At 63.9% G+C, this 18,177-nt stretch carries 6 protein-coding genes; 4 read left to right on the forward strand and 2 right to left on the reverse strand.

What is annotated here, in order from left to right; genetic code table 11:
- Position 1: 1 nt before the first annotated feature.
- Positions 2-226 (reverse strand): DUF2188 domain-containing protein, encoded by a 225-nt coding sequence (locus tag D6877_RS05555; RefSeq protein ID WP_039758787.1) that lies wholly within the window; start codon positions 224-226, stop codon positions 2-4.
- A 574-nt stretch (positions 227-800) separates the two neighbouring features.
- Here D6877_RS05555 and D6877_RS05560 point away from each other — a divergent pair.
- The 4 genes from D6877_RS05560 to D6877_RS05575 are packed head-to-tail and all read left to right on the forward strand — an operon-like array spanning position 801 to position 17,353.
- A complete protein-coding gene (locus tag D6877_RS05560; protein ID WP_130910115.1) occupies positions 801-12,521 on the forward strand; it encodes a BapA/Bap/LapF family large adhesin in 11,721 nt (3,906 codons plus the stop codon).
- A 43-nt stretch (positions 12,522-12,564) separates the two neighbouring features.
- Positions 12,565-14,001: a TolC family outer membrane protein gene (locus tag D6877_RS05565; RefSeq protein ID WP_130910116.1), complete on the forward strand. Its 1,437-nt coding sequence runs from the start codon at positions 12,565-12,567 to the stop codon at positions 13,999-14,001.
- Positions 13,998-16,160, forward strand: a complete 2,163-nt coding sequence (locus D6877_RS05570; protein WP_039758810.1) for a type I secretion system permease/ATPase — start codon at positions 13,998-14,000, stop codon at positions 16,158-16,160. Before D6877_RS05565 ends, D6877_RS05570 begins: the two co-directional genes overlap by 4 nt.
- Before the next feature lie 8 nt (positions 16,161-16,168).
- Positions 16,169-17,353: an HlyD family type I secretion periplasmic adaptor subunit gene (locus D6877_RS05575; RefSeq protein ID WP_038862077.1), complete on the forward strand. Its 1,185-nt coding sequence runs from the start codon at positions 16,169-16,171 to the stop codon at positions 17,351-17,353.
- Here the strand turns inward: D6877_RS05575 and D6877_RS05580 are convergent, their stop codons facing one another.
- Positions 17,354-17,884 (reverse strand): trypsin-like peptidase domain-containing protein, encoded by a 531-nt coding sequence (locus D6877_RS05580; RefSeq protein WP_130910117.1) that lies wholly within the window; start codon positions 17,882-17,884, stop codon positions 17,354-17,356.
- Positions 17,885-18,177 lie beyond the last annotated feature (293 nt).

Genomic DNA, 18,177 nt, shown 5'->3' on the forward strand with positions numbered 1-18,177 from the left:
CTCAGCCTTTGGTTTTTCGCGGGTCGGCTGCGCGCGGAAAGGTGCGTTCTTCCTGGATCGTCCCATCTTCTTTATGGATTTTCAGCGAGGCGGTTTTGTCTTGGAGGTAGTCGCTGGCAATCTGCGTGATCTCGGCTTTGGTCGCAGCCGTTTTCGACGCACGCTGCGCGCCTTCTTTGACCAGTTCCCAGCGCTGCTGGTTTTTACTGATGTGGTAGTTATCCATTCCTTCACCTCTGATGTGAATGACGTGACCGTTACAAGGATTGACCTTGAGCGGTTCAGAGAGTTTGAAAGAAATCGCGATGCGCTCTGTGCCACGTAAACACTAGTGCCCATCCGTTCTCTATCACTTCGGCGATCGATAGCTAGCGCATGAAGTGATGTGGAGGCGAAAAATCCGCTGAAACGAAAAAGCGTAAATACTTATACAAAGCTTGTCGTCCTTCCTGCGCTTATTGATTAATACCTTCGCCAATGGACGACTGCGCAATTCATTTATAGCGCTTAATAATTTCAATACTAATTAGCCATCAACGTTACGGTTGCGATTCTGCTTCCTCTTCGGTCTTTTTTGCCAATTTTAAAAAAGACACATTTTGTTTCATCCAATTATTCGTTGGATCCAACGGCCCGACAAACGGCAGCCTTACAAATTTCTTTTAATTTCAGCTGGATAGTCATCGGAAAAATGCCACTTCGGTAACTCGCCAAAAATCAGGCAGCCTTATTTCAAACTCCCTATCTATGGTTTTAAAACCATCCGTGGACGTCCACCCACCCATTTACAGGGAGTAGTAATGGACAACATCGTCATTGCCGACAAAGCCAATTCTCAGCTCACTGCCCAGAACTGGGGCAATGTTCAGCTCAGTCAGCCTTCAGTTGTACAAATGCCGGTCCGCCCCGACCAACTGGCGTCGACCAGTCGCAGCGGTCAGGATTTGATCGTCAATCTGAAGTCTGGCGAGCAAATCAAAATCTCCAATTTCTTTGTCACCAGCCCTGACGGCGTGCCCAATGACATTGTCTTTCAGGGTGACGACGCGACGCTGTGGCAGGCGCGCTACAGCGCCGAGCCGTTCAATGGCTTTACCTTTGACGAAATCAATTCGCTGGACGAGCTGATCGCTGGCGTCGGTGTGGTGGATGGCGCGACGCCGGCCTGGGCGATTGCCGGGCTTGGCCTGTTGGGCGCGGGTGGTGCGGCAGCCGCTGCCGGCGGAAGTGGGGGCGGCGGAGGTGGTGGTGGCGGTGGAGACGCGACGCCTCCTGCGCCCGCGACGGGATTAACCTTGTCGGCCGATGGCCGGGTGCTGAGTGGTTTTGGCGAAGCTGGCAGTGTCGTTCAGGTACGCGATGCAGCCGGCAACCTTTTGGGTTCCGGTACCGTTGGCGCCGATGGCAGTTTCCAGGTCGACCTGGGTACGCCGCAGAACAATGGCCAGCCGCTCGACGTCACGCTCACCGACCCTGCGGGCAACGTTTCGACGCCGGGTACGGTCACTGCGCCGGATACCACCGCGCCCACTGCGCCTGGCAACCTCGCTGTGAGCGCCGATGGCAGGCAACTCGGCGGCACCGGTGAAGTCGGCTCGACCATCCAGGTGCGCGCCGCCGATGGCAGCCTGCTCGGCAGCGCCGTGGTTGCGGCCGATGGCACCTTCAGCGTCGTCCTCAGCCCTGCGCAAACCGGCGGTCAGCCGCTGACAGTGAATGCCACCGATGCCGCAGGCAATATCTCGACCGGCGCAACGGTCAGCGCGCCGGAGATCGTCGAACCGACGACGCCAGGCAATCTTGGTTTGAGCAGCGACGGCAGCCAACTGACCGGCACCGCCCGGGCCGGCACCACCATTGAAGTCCGTGCCGCCAACGGCGAATTGCTCGGGCGCGCGGCGGTGGCCGCTGACGGTACTTTCCTGCTGACGCTGGTTCGTGCGCAGGCCAACGGTGAAACCTTCAGTGTCGTGGCGGTCAACAGCGCCGGTGCGCAATCGCCGGCCGTTACCTTCAACGCACCAGACATCACCGGCCCCGCCGCGGCGACCGATGTAGCGGTGAGCAGCGATGGCCTCTCGGTGACCGGCCGTGGCGAACCCGGCAGCACAGTCAGCGTCTCCAATGCGCAAGGCACGCTGCTGGGGACAGCTTTGGTCGCCGCCGATGGCTCGTTCACCGTGCAACTCAACCCCGCGCAAATCGATGGCGAGGCGCTGAGCGTGCTGGTCACCGACGCCGCCGGCAACCCTTCGCCAGCAGTGACTATCATCGCGGTTGACCTCGACGGGCTGACTCAACCGAGTGACATCGCAGTGAGCGTCGATGGCACGCAATTGAGTGGACGCGGCCAGGCCGGTTCGACCGTGACGGTGCGCGATGTCAACGGCAACCTGCTCGGCACGGCAGTGGTGGCAGCGGACGGCACGTTCAGCCTGCAACTGAGCAGTCCGCAAAACAATGGCGAAACGTTGCAGATCAGTGCCAGTGATGCGGCTGGCAACACCTCTGCCCCATTGAACTATGTGACGCCTGACACCCAAGGGCCGGCGCCGCTGACGGGCGTCACGCTCGACGGCCAAGGGCAGACTCTGACCGGCACAGGCGAAATCGGCGCTTCGATTACCGTGCGCGATCCGGCCGGCAATATCATCGGCACCGGCACGGTGGGCGCTGACGGCAATTTCACCATTCCACTTTCCACACCACAGACCGATGCGCAACAACTGCAAGTGATCCAGACCGACGCGGACGGCAATCCATCGGCGCCGGTCAACGTGATAGCACCCGATCTGACCACACCGGTAGCCGTGACCGATGTAAGCATTTCCGCCAATGGCGCCATAGTTTCCGGCGCGGGTCAGATCGGCGCCACCGTTACTGTCACTGACACCAATGGGACCGTGCTGGGAACAGCTATTGTCGGCAGCAACGGCCGGTTCGAGGTCACCCTGTCCTCGCCACAAACCAATGGCCAGAACCTCAGCGTCGTGCAGAGCGACGGCTCGCCGTCGGGCTCGCCGGCAGTTCCAGTTGAAGCGCCGGATATCCAGGCCCCCACTGCCCCTTCGGATCTGACACTGAATGCAGGCGGCACTGAACTGAGCGGCACCGGCGAACCCGGTGCCACCGTGTCGGTCAAGGATTCGGCCGGCAATGTGCTGGGCACCGCAATCGTCGACGGCACCGGCGCCTTTACAGTGCCGCTGAACAGCCCGCAGATCGATGGCCAACAACTGCAAGTGAGCCAATCGGATGGCGTGAACGTCTCCCCCAACACGCCGCTGACCGCAGCGGACACCACCGCGCCGCTAGCGCCGGACAATGTCGTGCTCGCCAGTAACGGCGTGACCTTGACCGGCACCGGGCAAGCGGGCAGCACCGTAACCGTCAGCGCAGCGGACGGCACGGTGCTTGGCACTACGGTGGTCGCCAGCGACGGCAATTTCAGCGTCAACCTGAGCCCGGCTCAGCTCGACGGTCAGGTGCTGAGTGTGATCCAGACCGATGCGAGTGCCCTGCCCTCGCCGGCCACGCCGGTTACGGCACCGGACATCACCGCCCCGCCTGCACCGACCGGGCTGGTCGTCGATCCTGCAGGGGCCACGGTCACCGGCATCACGCAGCCCAATAACACGGTGCAGGTGCTGGATGCCGGCGGCAACGTCATCGGCACCGCAACCGCTGACGGCACGGGCGCCTTCACGGTCGACCTCGATACGGCGCAGACCAATGGCGAAGCCTTGCAAGTCGTGGTGTCGGACGGCGCCAACAGTTCGCTGCCAGGCACCGTTGCCGCGCCGGACAGCACGCCGCCGGCGCCGGTCAGCGATCTCGCGCTCAACCCCGCCGGCACGCAGGTCTCTGGCCTTGCCGAACCCGGCACCACGGTCACCGTCAGCATTGCCGGCGGTGGCGCTGTGCTGGGCACCGCGACGGCCGATGCGGATGGCCGCTTTATCGTGACCCTCAGCCCACCGGCCGAGCCCGGCGGCAATCTGGAAGTCATCAGCACGGATGGCGGCGGCAATGATTCGCCCGTCGTGCCGCTGGCAGGACTGGACGGTAGCCAGGTCGCGACCCCGACCGATCTGGCCTTGAGTGCCGATGGTTTCACCCTGACCGGCGCCGGTACGCCCGGTTGCACCGTGACGGTAACCAGCAGCAGCGGCGCTGTGCTCGGCTCAGGTCTGATCAACAGCTTCGGCCGCTTCACCCTGTTGCTCAGTAGCAAACAGATCAATGCGCAAGTCCTCCAGGTGACCGCCACAAGTCCCGACGGTGACGTGTCGATTCCGGGCACGGTGACGGCGATCGATGGCACCGCGCCGGATGCTGTGAGCAATCTAGCGCTGAATGCCAACGGCACGACACTCACTGGACGCGGTGAGGCCGGGGCGACGGTCACTGTCACCGACGCCACAGGTACCGTGCTCGGTACTGCACTGGTCGCCAGCAATGGCACGTTCAGCCTGACGCTGACGCCGGCACAACTTAATGGCCAGGCGCTTACCGCGATCCAGAGCGATGCCGCCGGCAACCTGTCGCAACCCGCCGGCATCATCGCTACCGATCTGCAACCTCCAGCTGCCGCGACTGGCGTCAGCATCAATGACGTCGGCACCGTGGTCAAAGGCCAGGGCGAAGCCGGCAGCACCGTGACCGTGCGCGATGCCGCCGGTAACGTGTTGGCGACCGGCGTAGTCGATCAGAGCGGTAACTTCCAGGTCACCCTGCCCAACGCGCAGAACACCGGCGAAACCCTGCAGGTCACTCTGACCGACGCCAATGGCAACGCCTCGACTTCCACTGGTGTGATCACCGTAGACGGCACCCCGCCGGCCGCTGTACAGAATCCACTGATCAGCGCCGATGGCAGCACCCTCAGCGGCACGGGTGAAGCTGGCGCAACCGTCAATGTCACCACCGCCAACGGCACCCTGCTGGGCAGCGCCGTGGTGGGCGCGGACGGCTCGTTCAGCGTGACCCTGGCGCCGGCGCCGACCAATGGTGAGGCGCTGGCGATCAGCCAGACCGACCCTGCCGGCAACGTCTCGCCATCGACCAGCGTCAATGCGCCCGACATCAGCCCACCAGCTGCACTGACCCAAGTCGCGGTGAATGCTGACGGCGTCACCGTCACTGGTCATGGCGAACCGGGCGCAACGGTGTCCGTGCGCAGCGCCGACGGCACCTTGCTCGGCACCGCGCAGGTCGGCAGTGCCGGCGCGTTCACGGTCACCCTCAACGCAGCACAACTGAATGCCGAAGTGCTGACCGTCACTCAGGAAGATCCGCCGGGCAACGTTTCGACGGCGGTTGAAGTCATCGCCGCGGATTTGACCGCGCCGGCGATTCCGAGCGCATTGACCCTCAATGCTGCCGGCGTGCAACTGGCCGGTAACGCCGAGGCCGGCAGTATCGTGACCGTACGCGACAGCCAGGGCAATCTTCTCGGGACCACCACGGCGGCCGCAAACGGCACTTTCCAGATTACCCTCAACAGCCCGCAAACCAATGGCCAGCCGCTGAACGTGACGGCCACCGATGCGGCAGGCAATCCGTCGGCCCCGGCAATCGTCAATGCGGTCGATAGCACGGCGCCGTTGGTAGCGAGCGATCTGGCGGTGAGCGCCAATGGTGCCACCCTGACCGGCATCGGCGAGGTCGGCGCCAGCGTGGAAGTTCGCGATGCCGGCGGTATTTTGCTGGGTACCGCGACCGTTGCCAGCAACGGCAATTTCAGCGTCACGTTGTCCCCGGCTGCGGTGGCTGGATCGAATCTTTCCGTGGTGCAGATCGATGCTGCCGGCAACACCGGAACGGCGGCGCCGGTGACTGCACCGGGCAATCTGGCGGAAAGTGCACCGACCAACCTGGCCCTCAGCGCCGACGGTCTGACCCTCACCGGCTCGGCCACCGCCGGCAGCACCGTGAGCATTCGCAATGCCTCGGGCGTGTTGCTCGGCAGCGCGCTGGTGGCGGCCAATGGCACTTTCAGCGTCACCCTCAACGCCGCGCAACTCAACGGCGAACAGCTGTCTGCCGTGGCAACCTCGAGCACCGGTATCAATTCGTCACCGACCGACTACACCGCTGCCGACATCGCCGCGCCAACGCCGCTCAGCGAACTGAGTCTGGCACCGAACGGCACGGCCCTGACCGGGCGCGGTGAAGCCGGCGCCACGGTGACCGTGCTCGGCACCGGCGGAGTGGTTCTCGGCAGCGCCGTGGTGGCGGCCAACGGCACCTTCAGCGTCACCCTCAGCCCGGCACAGACCTCTGGCCAGACTTTGAGCCTGAGCCAGGCCGACACCGCCGGCAACGAATCCAACAGCGTCAACCTGATCGCCCCGGACCTGCTCGCGCCCAATGCGCCGGCGGCGCTGGTGGCAAGCCCTGACGGCACCTTGCTGTCGGGTACCGGTGAGGCCGGCACCACGGTCAACGTGTACAACGCCGCCGGAGCGCTGGTCGGGACCGGCACCGTGAGCATCGACGGCACGTTTGCGATAACCCTGACCACGCCGCAAGCCAATGGCCAGGCGCTGACCGTGTCGCTGACGGATGCGGCGGGCAACACTTCGGCAGCCACGCCGTTCACTTCGGTCGACAGCACACCGCCAGCGGCCGTTTCGCAACTGAGCATCGGCGGCGACGGCGCAAGTCTGACCGGGCGCGGCGAACCGGGCGCGCAGGTGCGCGTCATCGACAGCGACGGCAACGTGCTTGGCACCGCCGTGGTCAGCGCGACCGGTACCTTCACCCTGCCACTGAACCCGGCGTTGACCAACGCCGAAGTGATCACCGTGGTCCAGGCCGACGCAGCGGGCAACGACTCGCCGGCAGTGAACCTGACCACACCGGACTTCACCCCGCCTGATCCACTGGACAACGTCGATATCAACTCGTCCGGCGCGTTGGTCATCGGTACTGGCGAACCCGGCGCGACCGTGACCGTGCGCGATGCCAATGGCACCTTGCTCGGCACCAGCGTGGTACTCGGCGACGGCACCTTCAGCGTCACCCTCAATCCGCCGCAGATCAATCAACAGATCCTCAGCGTGCAGCAGGCCGATCCACCCGGCAACGTCAGCGCGCCGGTGTCGATCACCGCACCGGATCTGACCCCGCCAGCGACGCCGGCCGATCTGCAACTGAATGCCGATGGCGACACCCTCACCGGGACCGGCGAAGTCGGCGCCACTGTCCGGGTTACCTCGGCCGATGGCACCGAACTGGGCACCGGCACCGTGGGTAGCGATGGTCGTTTCCAGATCACCGTGACCCCGGTGCAGACCAATGGCCAAGCGCTGTTCGTGGTGTTGGCGGATGCAGCCGGCAATGCCTCGCCTGCCGGCACCCTGACGGCGCCTGACAGCACGCCTCCTGCAGCACTGACCGATGTCGAGATCGACGCCAGCGGCAGCCTGATTACCGGTTCCGGTGCGGCGGGCTCGCAGGTAGTCGTCACCAATGCGCTGGGCACCATCGTCGGCACCGGCACCGTCGCGGCCGATGGCAGTTTCAGCGTCACCCTCGACCAGCCACTGCTCAATGGTGAAGCCTTGTCGGTGATCCAGCGCGATGCCGCGGGTAATCCTTCGCCGATCGTGCCCGTCACTGCGCCGGACATCACCCTGCCCGCTGCGCCCACCGGCCTCGTTCTCGCGCCCGACGGCGTGACATTGACCGGCAGCGGTGAAGCCGGCGCCACGGTGCGCGTGCTCAGCGCGACTGGCACGGTACTGGGCTCGGCAACCGTGACCGGCAATGGCTCGTTCAGCGTGACCCTCAATCCGCCGCAGGTGAATGGCGAGCTGTTGAGCGTCAATCAGACTGATCCGGCTTCAAACATTTCACCCACAGCACCTCTGCAGGCAGGCGACAGCACCGATCCGCTGGAAGTCGCCGACCTCGACGTCAGTCAGGACGGCTTGACCGTGACCGGCACCGGCGAGCCCGGCGCAACCGTCACCGTGCTTGACGGCGCGGTGGTGCTCGGCACGGCGACGGTGGCGGCAGATGGCCATTTCAGCGTCACGTTGTCGGCTGCGCAACTGGATGGCCGCGCGCTCTCGGTAGTGCAAGCCGACGCGCAAAACAACCAGTCCGAGCCCGTACTGGTCGACGCGCCCGACAGCACTGCACCTATCGCACCAACGGTGACATCGCTGACCGGCGCCGGCACCTTGCTCGCCGGGACCGCCGAAGCCGGCAGCACCGTGACTGTGCTGTCCGCCACCGGCACCGTGCTCGGCACAGCGGTGGCATTGGGCGACGGCACCTACACCGTCACGCTGAATCCGGCTCAGGCCAATGGTCAGTTGTTGTCGGTGATCGCGACGGACGAGGCGCAAAACGCATCGCCAGCGCTGCTCTACCCAGCGGCAGATACCACGGCTCCGGATGCCGTCACCGGTCTGACCATCAGCGGCGATCTGAGCCAACTCGCCGGTCGTGGCGAAGCCGGCGCCAGTGTCGAAGTGACCGATGCGCTGGGCAATATAGTCGGCACCGGCACGGTCGCGGCCAACGGCACATTCCTGATCGATCTGGACCCCGGCATCACCGCCGGGCAAGTGCTGATAGTAAATCAGACAGACGTCGCGACTAACGTGTCCGCAGACGCCGACCTGACTGTTCCGGCAGTGCCAGCCCCGGCTGCGCCGGACAATCTTGTGCTGACAGCCGACGGCGTGACGCTGACCGGCACGGCGGCGATCGGCACCACCATCAATGTCTACGCGCCGGACAACAGCCTGATCGGCACCGGCGTCACAGGCCAGGATGGCACGTTCAGCGTGGTGCTGACGCCTGCGCAAACCAACGGCCAAAGCCTCGAAGTCACCGCCAACACTGCGTTGGGTGGCGCCTCGCTGCCGACTGAAATCACCGCAGGCGACACCTCGGCGCCGGCGCCACTTAGCGATCTGGCGGTCAATGCCAGCGGCACACTGGTCACCGGTCGCGGCGAAGTCGGCGCGTCGGTGACTATCACCGGCGCTGGCGGCGTGGTGTTGGGCAATGCGACGGTCGGCGCCAATGGCACCTTCAGCGCGCAGCTCAATACGCCGCAGGTCAACGGTCAGGTGCTCAATGCGAGTCAGACCGATGCGTCCAATAACACCTCATCCGGGCTTAACGTAACCGCGCCCGATATCACTCCCCCAGCCGCTCCGACAGCACTGGTACTCAGCGGCGCCGGTCTGGTCCTCGGCGGGCTCGGTGAAGCCGGCGCCACCGTCACTGTTCGCGGTGCGGGTGGCGCGGTGCTGGGCACGGCGACGGTGGCGGGCAATGGCTCGTTCTCGGTGACCTTGTCCTCCGCGCAACTCAACGGCCAGCAACTGAGCGTCACGCAGAGTGATGCGGCGGGCAACGTTTCGCCGGTTACCAACCTCAGCGTCGCCGATACCACCGCGCCAGCGCCGCTGAGCAATGTCAGCCTGAACGGCACCGGTCTGGCGGTCAGCGGCACGGGTGAAGCCGGCGCGACCGTCAGCGTGACCAACGCAGCCGGTACCGTCCTCGGCACCGCCGTGGTCAATGCTGGCGGCACCTTCACCGTGCAACTGTCCAGCGCGCAACTGAACGGCCAACAGCTGAACGTTCAACAGGCCGACCCGACGGGCAATCTATCGCAGGTCTTCAATCTGACGGCCCCTGACGTGCAGGCGCCGATCGCGGCCAGCGGTCTGACGCTCGCTGCCAACGGTCTGACTTTGAGCGGTACGGGCGAAGCCGGTGCGACGGTCAACGTCTACGGCCTGGGCGGCGCGCTGATTGGCACTACCACCGTGGGCAGTGGCGGCACGTTCAGCTTCAACCTGAACACCGCGCAACTCGACGGGCAGCTGTTGACCGTGCGTCTGGTCGACCCGGCCGGCAATCTGTCGCCCAACGCCAGCCTGACAGCGCCGGACATTACCGCGCCCGGCGCGCCGACCGGCGTCAGCGTCAATGGCAGCGGCACCGCGCTCACTGGCGTCGGTGTGCCCGGTTCGACCATCAGCGTACGCGGCGTCGGCGGTGTGGTGCTCGGCACCGCGACCGTTGCCGCCAACGGCAGCTTTTCGGTAGTACTGGCATCGGCGCAGATCAACAGCCAGGTGCTCAGCGTCACCCAGGCCGATCCGAGCGGCAACGTATCGGCTGCGGCGACCGCGACGGCGCCAGACCTGACACCGCCCGCTGCCGCCACGGCGCTGCTGGTCGGCGCCGACGGTCTGACCGTCACCGGTACCGGCGAAGTCGGCGCAACCGTCACCATCAAGTCGGCCAGCGGCGCCGTTCTCGGCACCGGCACGGTCAACAACCTCGGCGTGTTTACCGTCACCCTGAGCAGTGCGCAGATCAACGGTGAAAACCTCACCGTCAACCTCAGCGACGCACGCGGCAACGTTTCGGTGGCCGCCAACGTCATTGCGCCGGACGTCGACGTCAACGCGCCAGTGATCGCCAGCGATAACCTCGCCGTCGGCACCGTCACGCTGGCCCCGGTCACCGCCTCGCAGACCTTCAACGATTCGTTCACCACGCTGTTGGCCGGATTCTCGAAAACCTTCACTTTTACCGTCGCCGGCGGCACGCGTCTTGATCCGACCCTGACGCTGACCACCAGCAGCCTGATTTCGCTGATCGATGGCGTGGTCTACACCCTGCAAGTCAAGGATGCCAGCGGCAACTGGGTGACTCTGGATGTCAACGGCAGCGGCGGCCTGCTCGACCTGATCGCGCTCGCCGGCCAAGGCGTGCGGGTCGACATCGGTAACCTGCTGTCAGGCGATTATCGACTGACGGTTTCAAGCACCGGCATCGGCGTGCTGACCACGGTCAATACCCAGCTGCAACTGGATGTCAGCAGCCTGACCCAGTTCAACGGCATTGCCGGGCCAGCGGTGACTGGCAACGTCATCACCAACGTCGGCGTCGATGGCACGGCCGATCAGACCGGCCCGGACAACGGCGCGCAGTTGCAGATCTTCAAGAACGGCGCCTGGGTCAGCGCCGGCGCCGGCACCACGGTGCAAGGGTTGTACGGCACGCTGACCATCGACGCCAACGGCAACTACAGCTACAAACCGAACGGCAGTGTCGGCAGCGTCGGCAAAGTCGACGTGTTCAACTATCAACTGGTGCACCCGAACGGCTTGAGCGACACCGCCAATCTGTACGTGCGCATCGACAGCCCGCAAGCCAGCGAAGTGTGGAATGACGCCAACCTTGGCAGCCCGGCACTGGTGGTGGATGCCACAGCGGACATCGCCTCGACTGACGTCACCCTGATCAACCGCGAAGTCACCACCAACTCTGCCCTTGGCACGTTCAATGTGCTGCTGGGCGGCGGCAGCGGTAACTACAACACCGTGGTCGCGGCCGATACCGTCAGTGACCTGACCGTGGTGGTCAATTCGAGCAACCTGTTGGCGCTGCTCGGTTCGATGACGGTGGGCCTGTACAAGCTCAACACCGCCACCAACCAGTACGTGCTGGTCAAGAGTTACGGCGGCAACGCGCTGGTCAATCTCGGCGGCGGCAACTACGGGATCAAGTTCGACGACCAGACCGCCGGCAGTTATCAGGTGCGGGTGGCAGTGGGCGGCCTCGGCCTGCTGACCAGCGTCAACACCAGCCTGATCAACGTCGCGACCTACAACAATCAGTTCGTGGTCGGCAGCTACACACCGGTGTCGGGCAACCTGCTCACTGACACCGCGGGCGGCGGTGCCGATGTGCTGGGCTCGGTCTACACCTTGCTCAGCGTGCTGGTCGCCGGCAGTTACGTCGCGCCGGGTTACAACGGCGTCTCGCTGTTCGGCAATTACGGCACCCTGGTGGTGCAGGCCAACGGCAACTACACCTACACGCTCAAGGCCGGGCTGACCGATGCCGTGATCGGTCAGGAAGACACTTTTACCTATCAGCTCACCCACCCCAACGGCACGGTCGATACCGCCACACTGACCATCGACCTGAACAAGGCCGGCGCTTTCGCCAGTACCGCGTTCTCGGCGCTGGCCAGCGATGACCTCGGTCTGGCCCATGTCGCTGGCAGCGAACTGATCCAGGGCACCGAGGGCAACGACACCCTCGACGGCTCGCACGGGGGCGCCGTCACCCTGCAAGGTGGCGGCGGCGACGACACGCTGATCGTCGCCGACCAGCAGTTCGCTTCAGTCGATGGCGGCAGCGGCACCGACACCCTGCTCTGGGCCGGTGGCGACGTGTCGATCAACCTCGGCGATCTGCAGAGCAAGATCCACAACGTCGAAATCCTCGACCTCAACCATTCCAGTGCCGTTGCGCTGACACTGAATCTCAGCGATCTGCTGGCGATCACGTCCTCGGACAACAACACCCTGCTGATCAAGGGTGACGACAGGGACAGCGTGCACATGACCGATGGCTGGGTCGCCGATGGCACGCAACAGGCCGACGGCATCGACTATGTTCAATACACGGCGCAGGAGGATCCGAGCCACCACTTGTGGGTACAGAACGGCATTCAAGTGGTTTGAAACAAGCCATCGAACGTTGGTCTCTCAACAGTAAGGGAAGTCTGTGGAGTCAGTTTTTCGCCAGAAATGGCCGGTGGTCCTGTTGACCATCGGCCTCTACCCCGCTTTCACCGTCGGCGTTCGCGCCGACGACAATCTCGACATCAGCTTGCGCAGCATCAGCCCGTCGCAACTGCAACAACCGGCAGGCACTGACAATCGTCAGCGCCCTGCCCTCGCTTCCAAAGCGTCTGCCGATGCGGATGCGTTGGGTCTGGAACAAGCGGTCAGGCTGGCCGTGGACTGGCACCCACGGATCGGCGAAGCGATCGGCACCCTGTTCCAGCAAGGCGAAGGGGTCAACGTCGCCGAATCCGGCTATTACCCGCAGGTCACCGGCGGCATCAAGGGTGGCTACACCAGCGGTTACGGCAGCGATGCCGGCAGCCAGTCGGTGAACATTTCCCTCAAGCAGATGCTGTATGACTTCGGCAAGGTTTCCAGTTCGGTCGACGCCGCCCGCGCCCGGGTGGCGCGCAGTCAGGCCGGGATTCTGCTGGCGATCGACGACATCGCCCGCGACACCGCCAGGGCCTACATCGAGGTGCAGCGTTATCAGCGTCTGCTCGAGGTTGCGCGTGAACAGATTCAGGGCATCGGCGGCATCGTCGACCTGGCCAAACAGCGCAGCGACATGGGCGCCAGCACCCGCTCCGATATGGTCCAGGCGCAGTCCCGGGCCGAAGGCGCGACTGCGACGTTGCAGGAATTCAAGGCGCAATACGCACGCTGGCAAGCGACGCTGACCAGCTTGCTTGGACGGCGCACGCCGCCGGCAGTCAGCGACGCCGCCGCGCCGACACTGACTCAGGCCTGCGACGCCTCGCAGATCTCCGACACCCTGCCCGCTGTCCTTCAGGCAGCTGCGCAACGCACGCAGGCTCAGGCCGAACTGGCGCAAGCCAAGGCCGAAGCCTACCCGACCCTGTCGCTGCAACCGTCGGTCAACCAATATCTGGACGACCATTACGACGATCAGAACTCGCGCGCCGATCGCACTCAGGTCGGGATCTTCCTCAACCTCGAAGTGCCGATCTATCAGGGCGGTGCGATCAGTGCGCGCAGCCGCGCCGCCGGGCATGCGCTGACCGCAGCGGATTCGGCCGAAGACTTCGCCCGTCTGCAAGCGCGCCAGGGTCTGGCTGAAGCCCAGGCGCAAACCTCGGGCCTGAACCGGCGGCTGCGCTCGCTGGAATTTCGCCAGACCAGCATCACCGAAGCGCGCATGTTGTATGGCCGCCAGTACCTGGAACTGGGCACGCGGCCGCTGCTCGACCTGCTCAACGCCGAGCAGGAAATCCATCAGTCGCGCTTCGATCTGGTCAACACCCAGGCTGATCTGCAACGCCTGCAGATCGACTGCTTCTACAACAGCGGTGCGATTCGCCGGGTCTTCGGCATCGACCACAGCGCCATCCAGAATGTCGAGATCCTGCCATGACCGATGCCAGCATCACTGTTCCCGAACCCGCCGCTGCCGAGGCTCGCGAAGATTATTCGCCATGGCTGGAAGCGGTGCTCAAGGTCGCCCGCCACTATCGCCTCGACGTCTCCCCGGAAAGCGTGCGCCTGGCCTCGGTGCACAGCGAAGGCCGCGTCGAAGAAGTGGTTCGGCACATGGCGCGTCAGGCCGGTTTGAGCGTCAAATTCGCGGTGTTCGACAACAAGAGCCTGAGCCGCTGGCGCACGCCGCTGGTGGTGCAACTGCGCGACGGTCAGGTCGGCGTGCTCGAAAGCATCGGCGAAACCGGCGAGCTGGGCATCTGCTTCAGTGGCGATCAGGGTTTGCAGAGCCGCATGGAGGCTGGCGCGCTCGCCGAGCAGGCATTGCGCACGGTGATTCTGCGTCCGACGCAACCAGTGGCGGACGTGCGCACCAACGATTACATCAAGCCCTACGACGAGCACTGGTTCCGGCGCATCGTCCTCACCGACCTGCGCCCCTACAGCCAAGTGATGATCGCCTCGCTGGTCGCCAACCTGCTGGGCATGGCCGGCGTGCTGTTTTCCATGCAGGTGTACGACCGGGTGATTCCGGCCGAGTCGCTGCCGACCCTGTACGTGTTGTTCGGCGGGGTGATGCTGGCGCTGCTGTTCGATTTCGTCATGCGCATTCTGCGTCTGCGCATCACCGATGTGCTGGGCAAACGCGCCGACTTGCGCGTCTCCGATCTGGTCTTTGGCCACGCCTTGCGTCTGCGTAATTCGGCGCGGCCGAAATCCACCGGTTCGTTCATTTCGCAATTGCGCGAGCTGGAGCAGATCCGCGATCTGATCACCTCCAGCACCGCCACGGCACTGGCGGACATGCCGTTTTTCCTGCTGTTCCTGCTGGTGTTCTATTTGATCGGCGGGCCACTGGTGTTGATTCCACTGGTGGCGCTGGTGTTCATGTTGCTCCCCGGGATCATCGCGCAACCACGTCTGGCGCGACTGGCCAATGCATCAATGCGTGAAGCGGCGCTGCGCAACGCCATGCTGGTGGAAAGTATTCAAGGCCTCGACGACATCAAGGCATTGCAGGCCGAGCAGCGTTTCCAGCAACAGTGGAACCAGTACAACGCCGCCTCGGCGGACAGCAGCCTGCGCCTGCGCACCTTGACCAACAGCCTGGTGGCGTGGACGCAGAACGTGCAAGGCGGAGTGTTCGCGGTGGTCATCGTGTTCGGCGCGCCGATGGTGATTGCCGGCGACCTGACCACCGGCAGTCTGGTCGCGGCGTCGATTCTGTCGTCGCGGATGATGGGGCCGATGGCGCAACTGACCCACGTGCTCACCCGATGGCAGCAGGCCAAGGTCGCGCTCGAAGGCTTGAACCGGATCATGCAGATGCCGGTGGATCATCCCGAAGGCAGTCAGCGCGTGCACCTGCCGGCGATTCGCGGCGACTACCGCCTGCGTCAGGCCAGTTTTCGCTACAGCGAGGAATCGACCCCGGCGCTCAACAACATCGACCTGAGCATCCGCCCCGGCGAACGCATCGCCCTGCTCGGCCGCAACGGCGCCGGCAAGTCGACGTTGCTGCAAGCACTGGGCGGCGCGATGGATCTGAGCAGCGGTGAAACCACTCTGGACGGCATCGCCCTGGCACATCTGGATCCGGCCGATCTGCGCCGCGACGTCGGCCTGCTGTCGCAACAGGCGCGACTATTTCACGGCACCTTGCGCGACAACATCACCCTCGGCGCCGGTCAGGCCAGCGATCAGGAAATCATCGCCGCGCTGACTGTCACTGGCGCGCTGGATTTCGTTCGGCAGTTGCCTAAAGGCATGGATCATCTGGTACTCGAGGGCGGGTTGGGTTTGTCCGGCGGTCAGCGTCAGAGCCTGTTGCTCTCACGCTTGTTGATCCGTCAGCCACAAGTGCTGTTGCTCGACGAACCGACGGCCGCGCTCGATGACGTCACCGAGCGGCTGCTGTTGGAAAAACTCGCGACCTGGACCCAGGGTCGAACGTTGGTGGTCGCCACGCACCGGGTCAGTGTGTTGCAACTGGTCGAGCGGATCATCGTCCTCGACAACGGGCGTATCGTCATTGACGACCACCGCGACGCGGCATTGGCGCGGCTGCGCGCACCGGGCAAAGGGGTGGCGGTATGAAGCCGATGATGACCGATGTGCCGGACCCGATGTCCTATCTCGACGGCCGCGATGAGCGCGCACTTGCCGGTGGCGCAAAGGTGATCTGGGGTTGCGCGCTGATGCTTGCCTGCTTCATTGCCTGGGCGGCGTGGTTCGAGATCGTCGAGGTCTCGACCGGCACCGGCAAAGTGGTGCCCAGCTCGCGCGAACAGGTGATTCAGTCGATGGAGGGCGGCATTCTTGAGCAGCTCAATGTCAGCGAAGGTGCTTTGGTCGAGCGTGGGCAGATTCTCGCGCAATTGGACCCGGTGAAGAACCAGTCCAACGTCGGCGAAAGCGCGGCCAAGTACCGCGCGGCGCTGGCCAGCGTCAACCGCTTGCAGGCCGAAGTCAGCGAAAAGCCGCTGACCTTCGACGCATCGCTGCAGGAATTTCCCGATCTGATCCGCGCCGAAACCGAGCTCTACCAGACCCGGCGCAAAGGTCTGGCAGAAACCCTCGACGGTATTCAGAGCTCGCTGAAACTGGTGCGCAGCGAACTGGCGATCACTGAAAACCTGGCGAAGATCGGCGCCTCGAGTCGGGTCGAAGTGCTGCGCCTGACCCGTCAGCGCTCGGAGCTGGAATTGAAAGCAACCGAAGCCCGCTCCGATTACATGGTCCGCGCCCGCGAAGACCTGGCCAAGGCCAACGCCGAAGCGCAGATGCTCGAAGCGGTGATCCGTGGGCGCACCGATTCACTGTCGCGCCTGACCCTGCGCTCGCCGGTGCGCGGCATCGTCAAGGACATCGAGGTCAGCACGATTGGCGGCGTCATCGCGCCTAACGGCCAGGTCATGCAGATCGTGCCGCTCGATGAACAACTGCTGATCGAGACGCGCATCTCGCCGCGCGACATCGCCTTCATTCACCCGGGCCAGGCGGCGAAAGTGAAAATCACCGCCTATGACTATTCGATCTACGGCAGCCTCGACGGCGAGGTGGTGACGATCTCGCCGGACACGATTCAGGACGAAGCCAAGCCGGAAATCTTCTACTACCGCGTGTTCATCCGCACCGCTTCGGATGAACTGCGCAACAAGGCCGGCAAACGCTTCGCCATCGTGCCCGGGATGATCGCCACGGTGGACATCCGTACCGGCGAAAAAACCGTGCTCGACTACCTGATCAAACCACTCAACCGCGCCCGCGAAGCGTTGCGCGAACGCTGATCAGCGACTGGCCAGTTTGGTCGCTGGAGGAGTCGTTGGAGTGATACTGGCCTGATAGCGCGACCACTCGCGATTGATCTCCGCGTACGGCAAAAAGATGCTTACGCGCGGTTGATCGAGCAAGTCTTTGCGCTTGAGGCGGCTGACGTCGTCACGGGTGAGGAACGCCACGTTGATGCCAACCACTTTCCCGTCGGCGGAAAACACCGGCCCGCCGGACATGCCTTTGGCCAATGCGCCATTGTGGGTGCCGTAAAGCACGTTGCCCTCTTTGACGTCGAGGCGAACCATGGCCGGCAAGGCCTGGCCGGTGCCCTTGACCGACATGTACAGCGAATTGAAGCCCACCGAAGTCAGCTCTTCACCCGGCTTGTAGCCGCGCCACGCCGGCACGCTAGTGGCCTTGTGACGGAAGAACTGCACGTCTGCCTGCCCCTGGAAAACCGTGCCCGACAAGTAAGGAATGTGCTTTACCGTCACGGCGAAGTCTTCATTCCATTGCACAGCCGAACCCATCAGCAGGTAAGGCAAAGGCGCTCCGGAGTGAACGACAAAGGCTTGGTCTAAAACAGGATCCTGAACAAAAGCGACTGGCATTCCATTGCACCCGCTGAGCAGCAACGAGGCTGCAACAAGTGACTTGAGGGGGCGCATTTTCGGTACATCTTGAAGTGAGGGAAGGTGCTGCAATATGTCATTGCGCCATCACTTCTAGCAATAGGCTCAGCCTACCGCTTGTCGGCGTGCGATATAGTGAGTTAATGATTGGATCCAAGCAAATTCCCGGCAATGCACGCAATCAACAGCGAATGAACGCAAATGAT

The organism is Pseudomonas sp. Sample_9 (assembly GCF_004307535.1).
Classification (GTDB): Bacteria; Pseudomonadota; Gammaproteobacteria; order Pseudomonadales; family Pseudomonadaceae; genus Aquipseudomonas; species Aquipseudomonas mercuritolerans.

Excerpts from the sequence above, each read along its gene's own strand:
- D6877_RS05555 (WP_039758787.1), bottom strand. The coding sequence starts at position 226 with ATGGATAACTACCACATCAGTAAAAACCAGCAGCGCTGGGAACTGGTC.
- D6877_RS05560 (WP_130910115.1), top strand. The coding sequence starts at position 801 with ATGGACAACATCGTCATTGCCGACAAAGCCAATTCTCAGCTCACTGCC.
- D6877_RS05570 (WP_039758810.1), top strand. The coding sequence starts at position 13,998 with ATGACCGATGCCAGCATCACTGTTCCCGAACCCGCCGCTGCCGAGGCT.
- D6877_RS05575 (WP_038862077.1), top strand. The coding sequence starts at position 16,169 with ATGACCGATGTGCCGGACCCGATGTCCTATCTCGACGGCCGCGATGAG.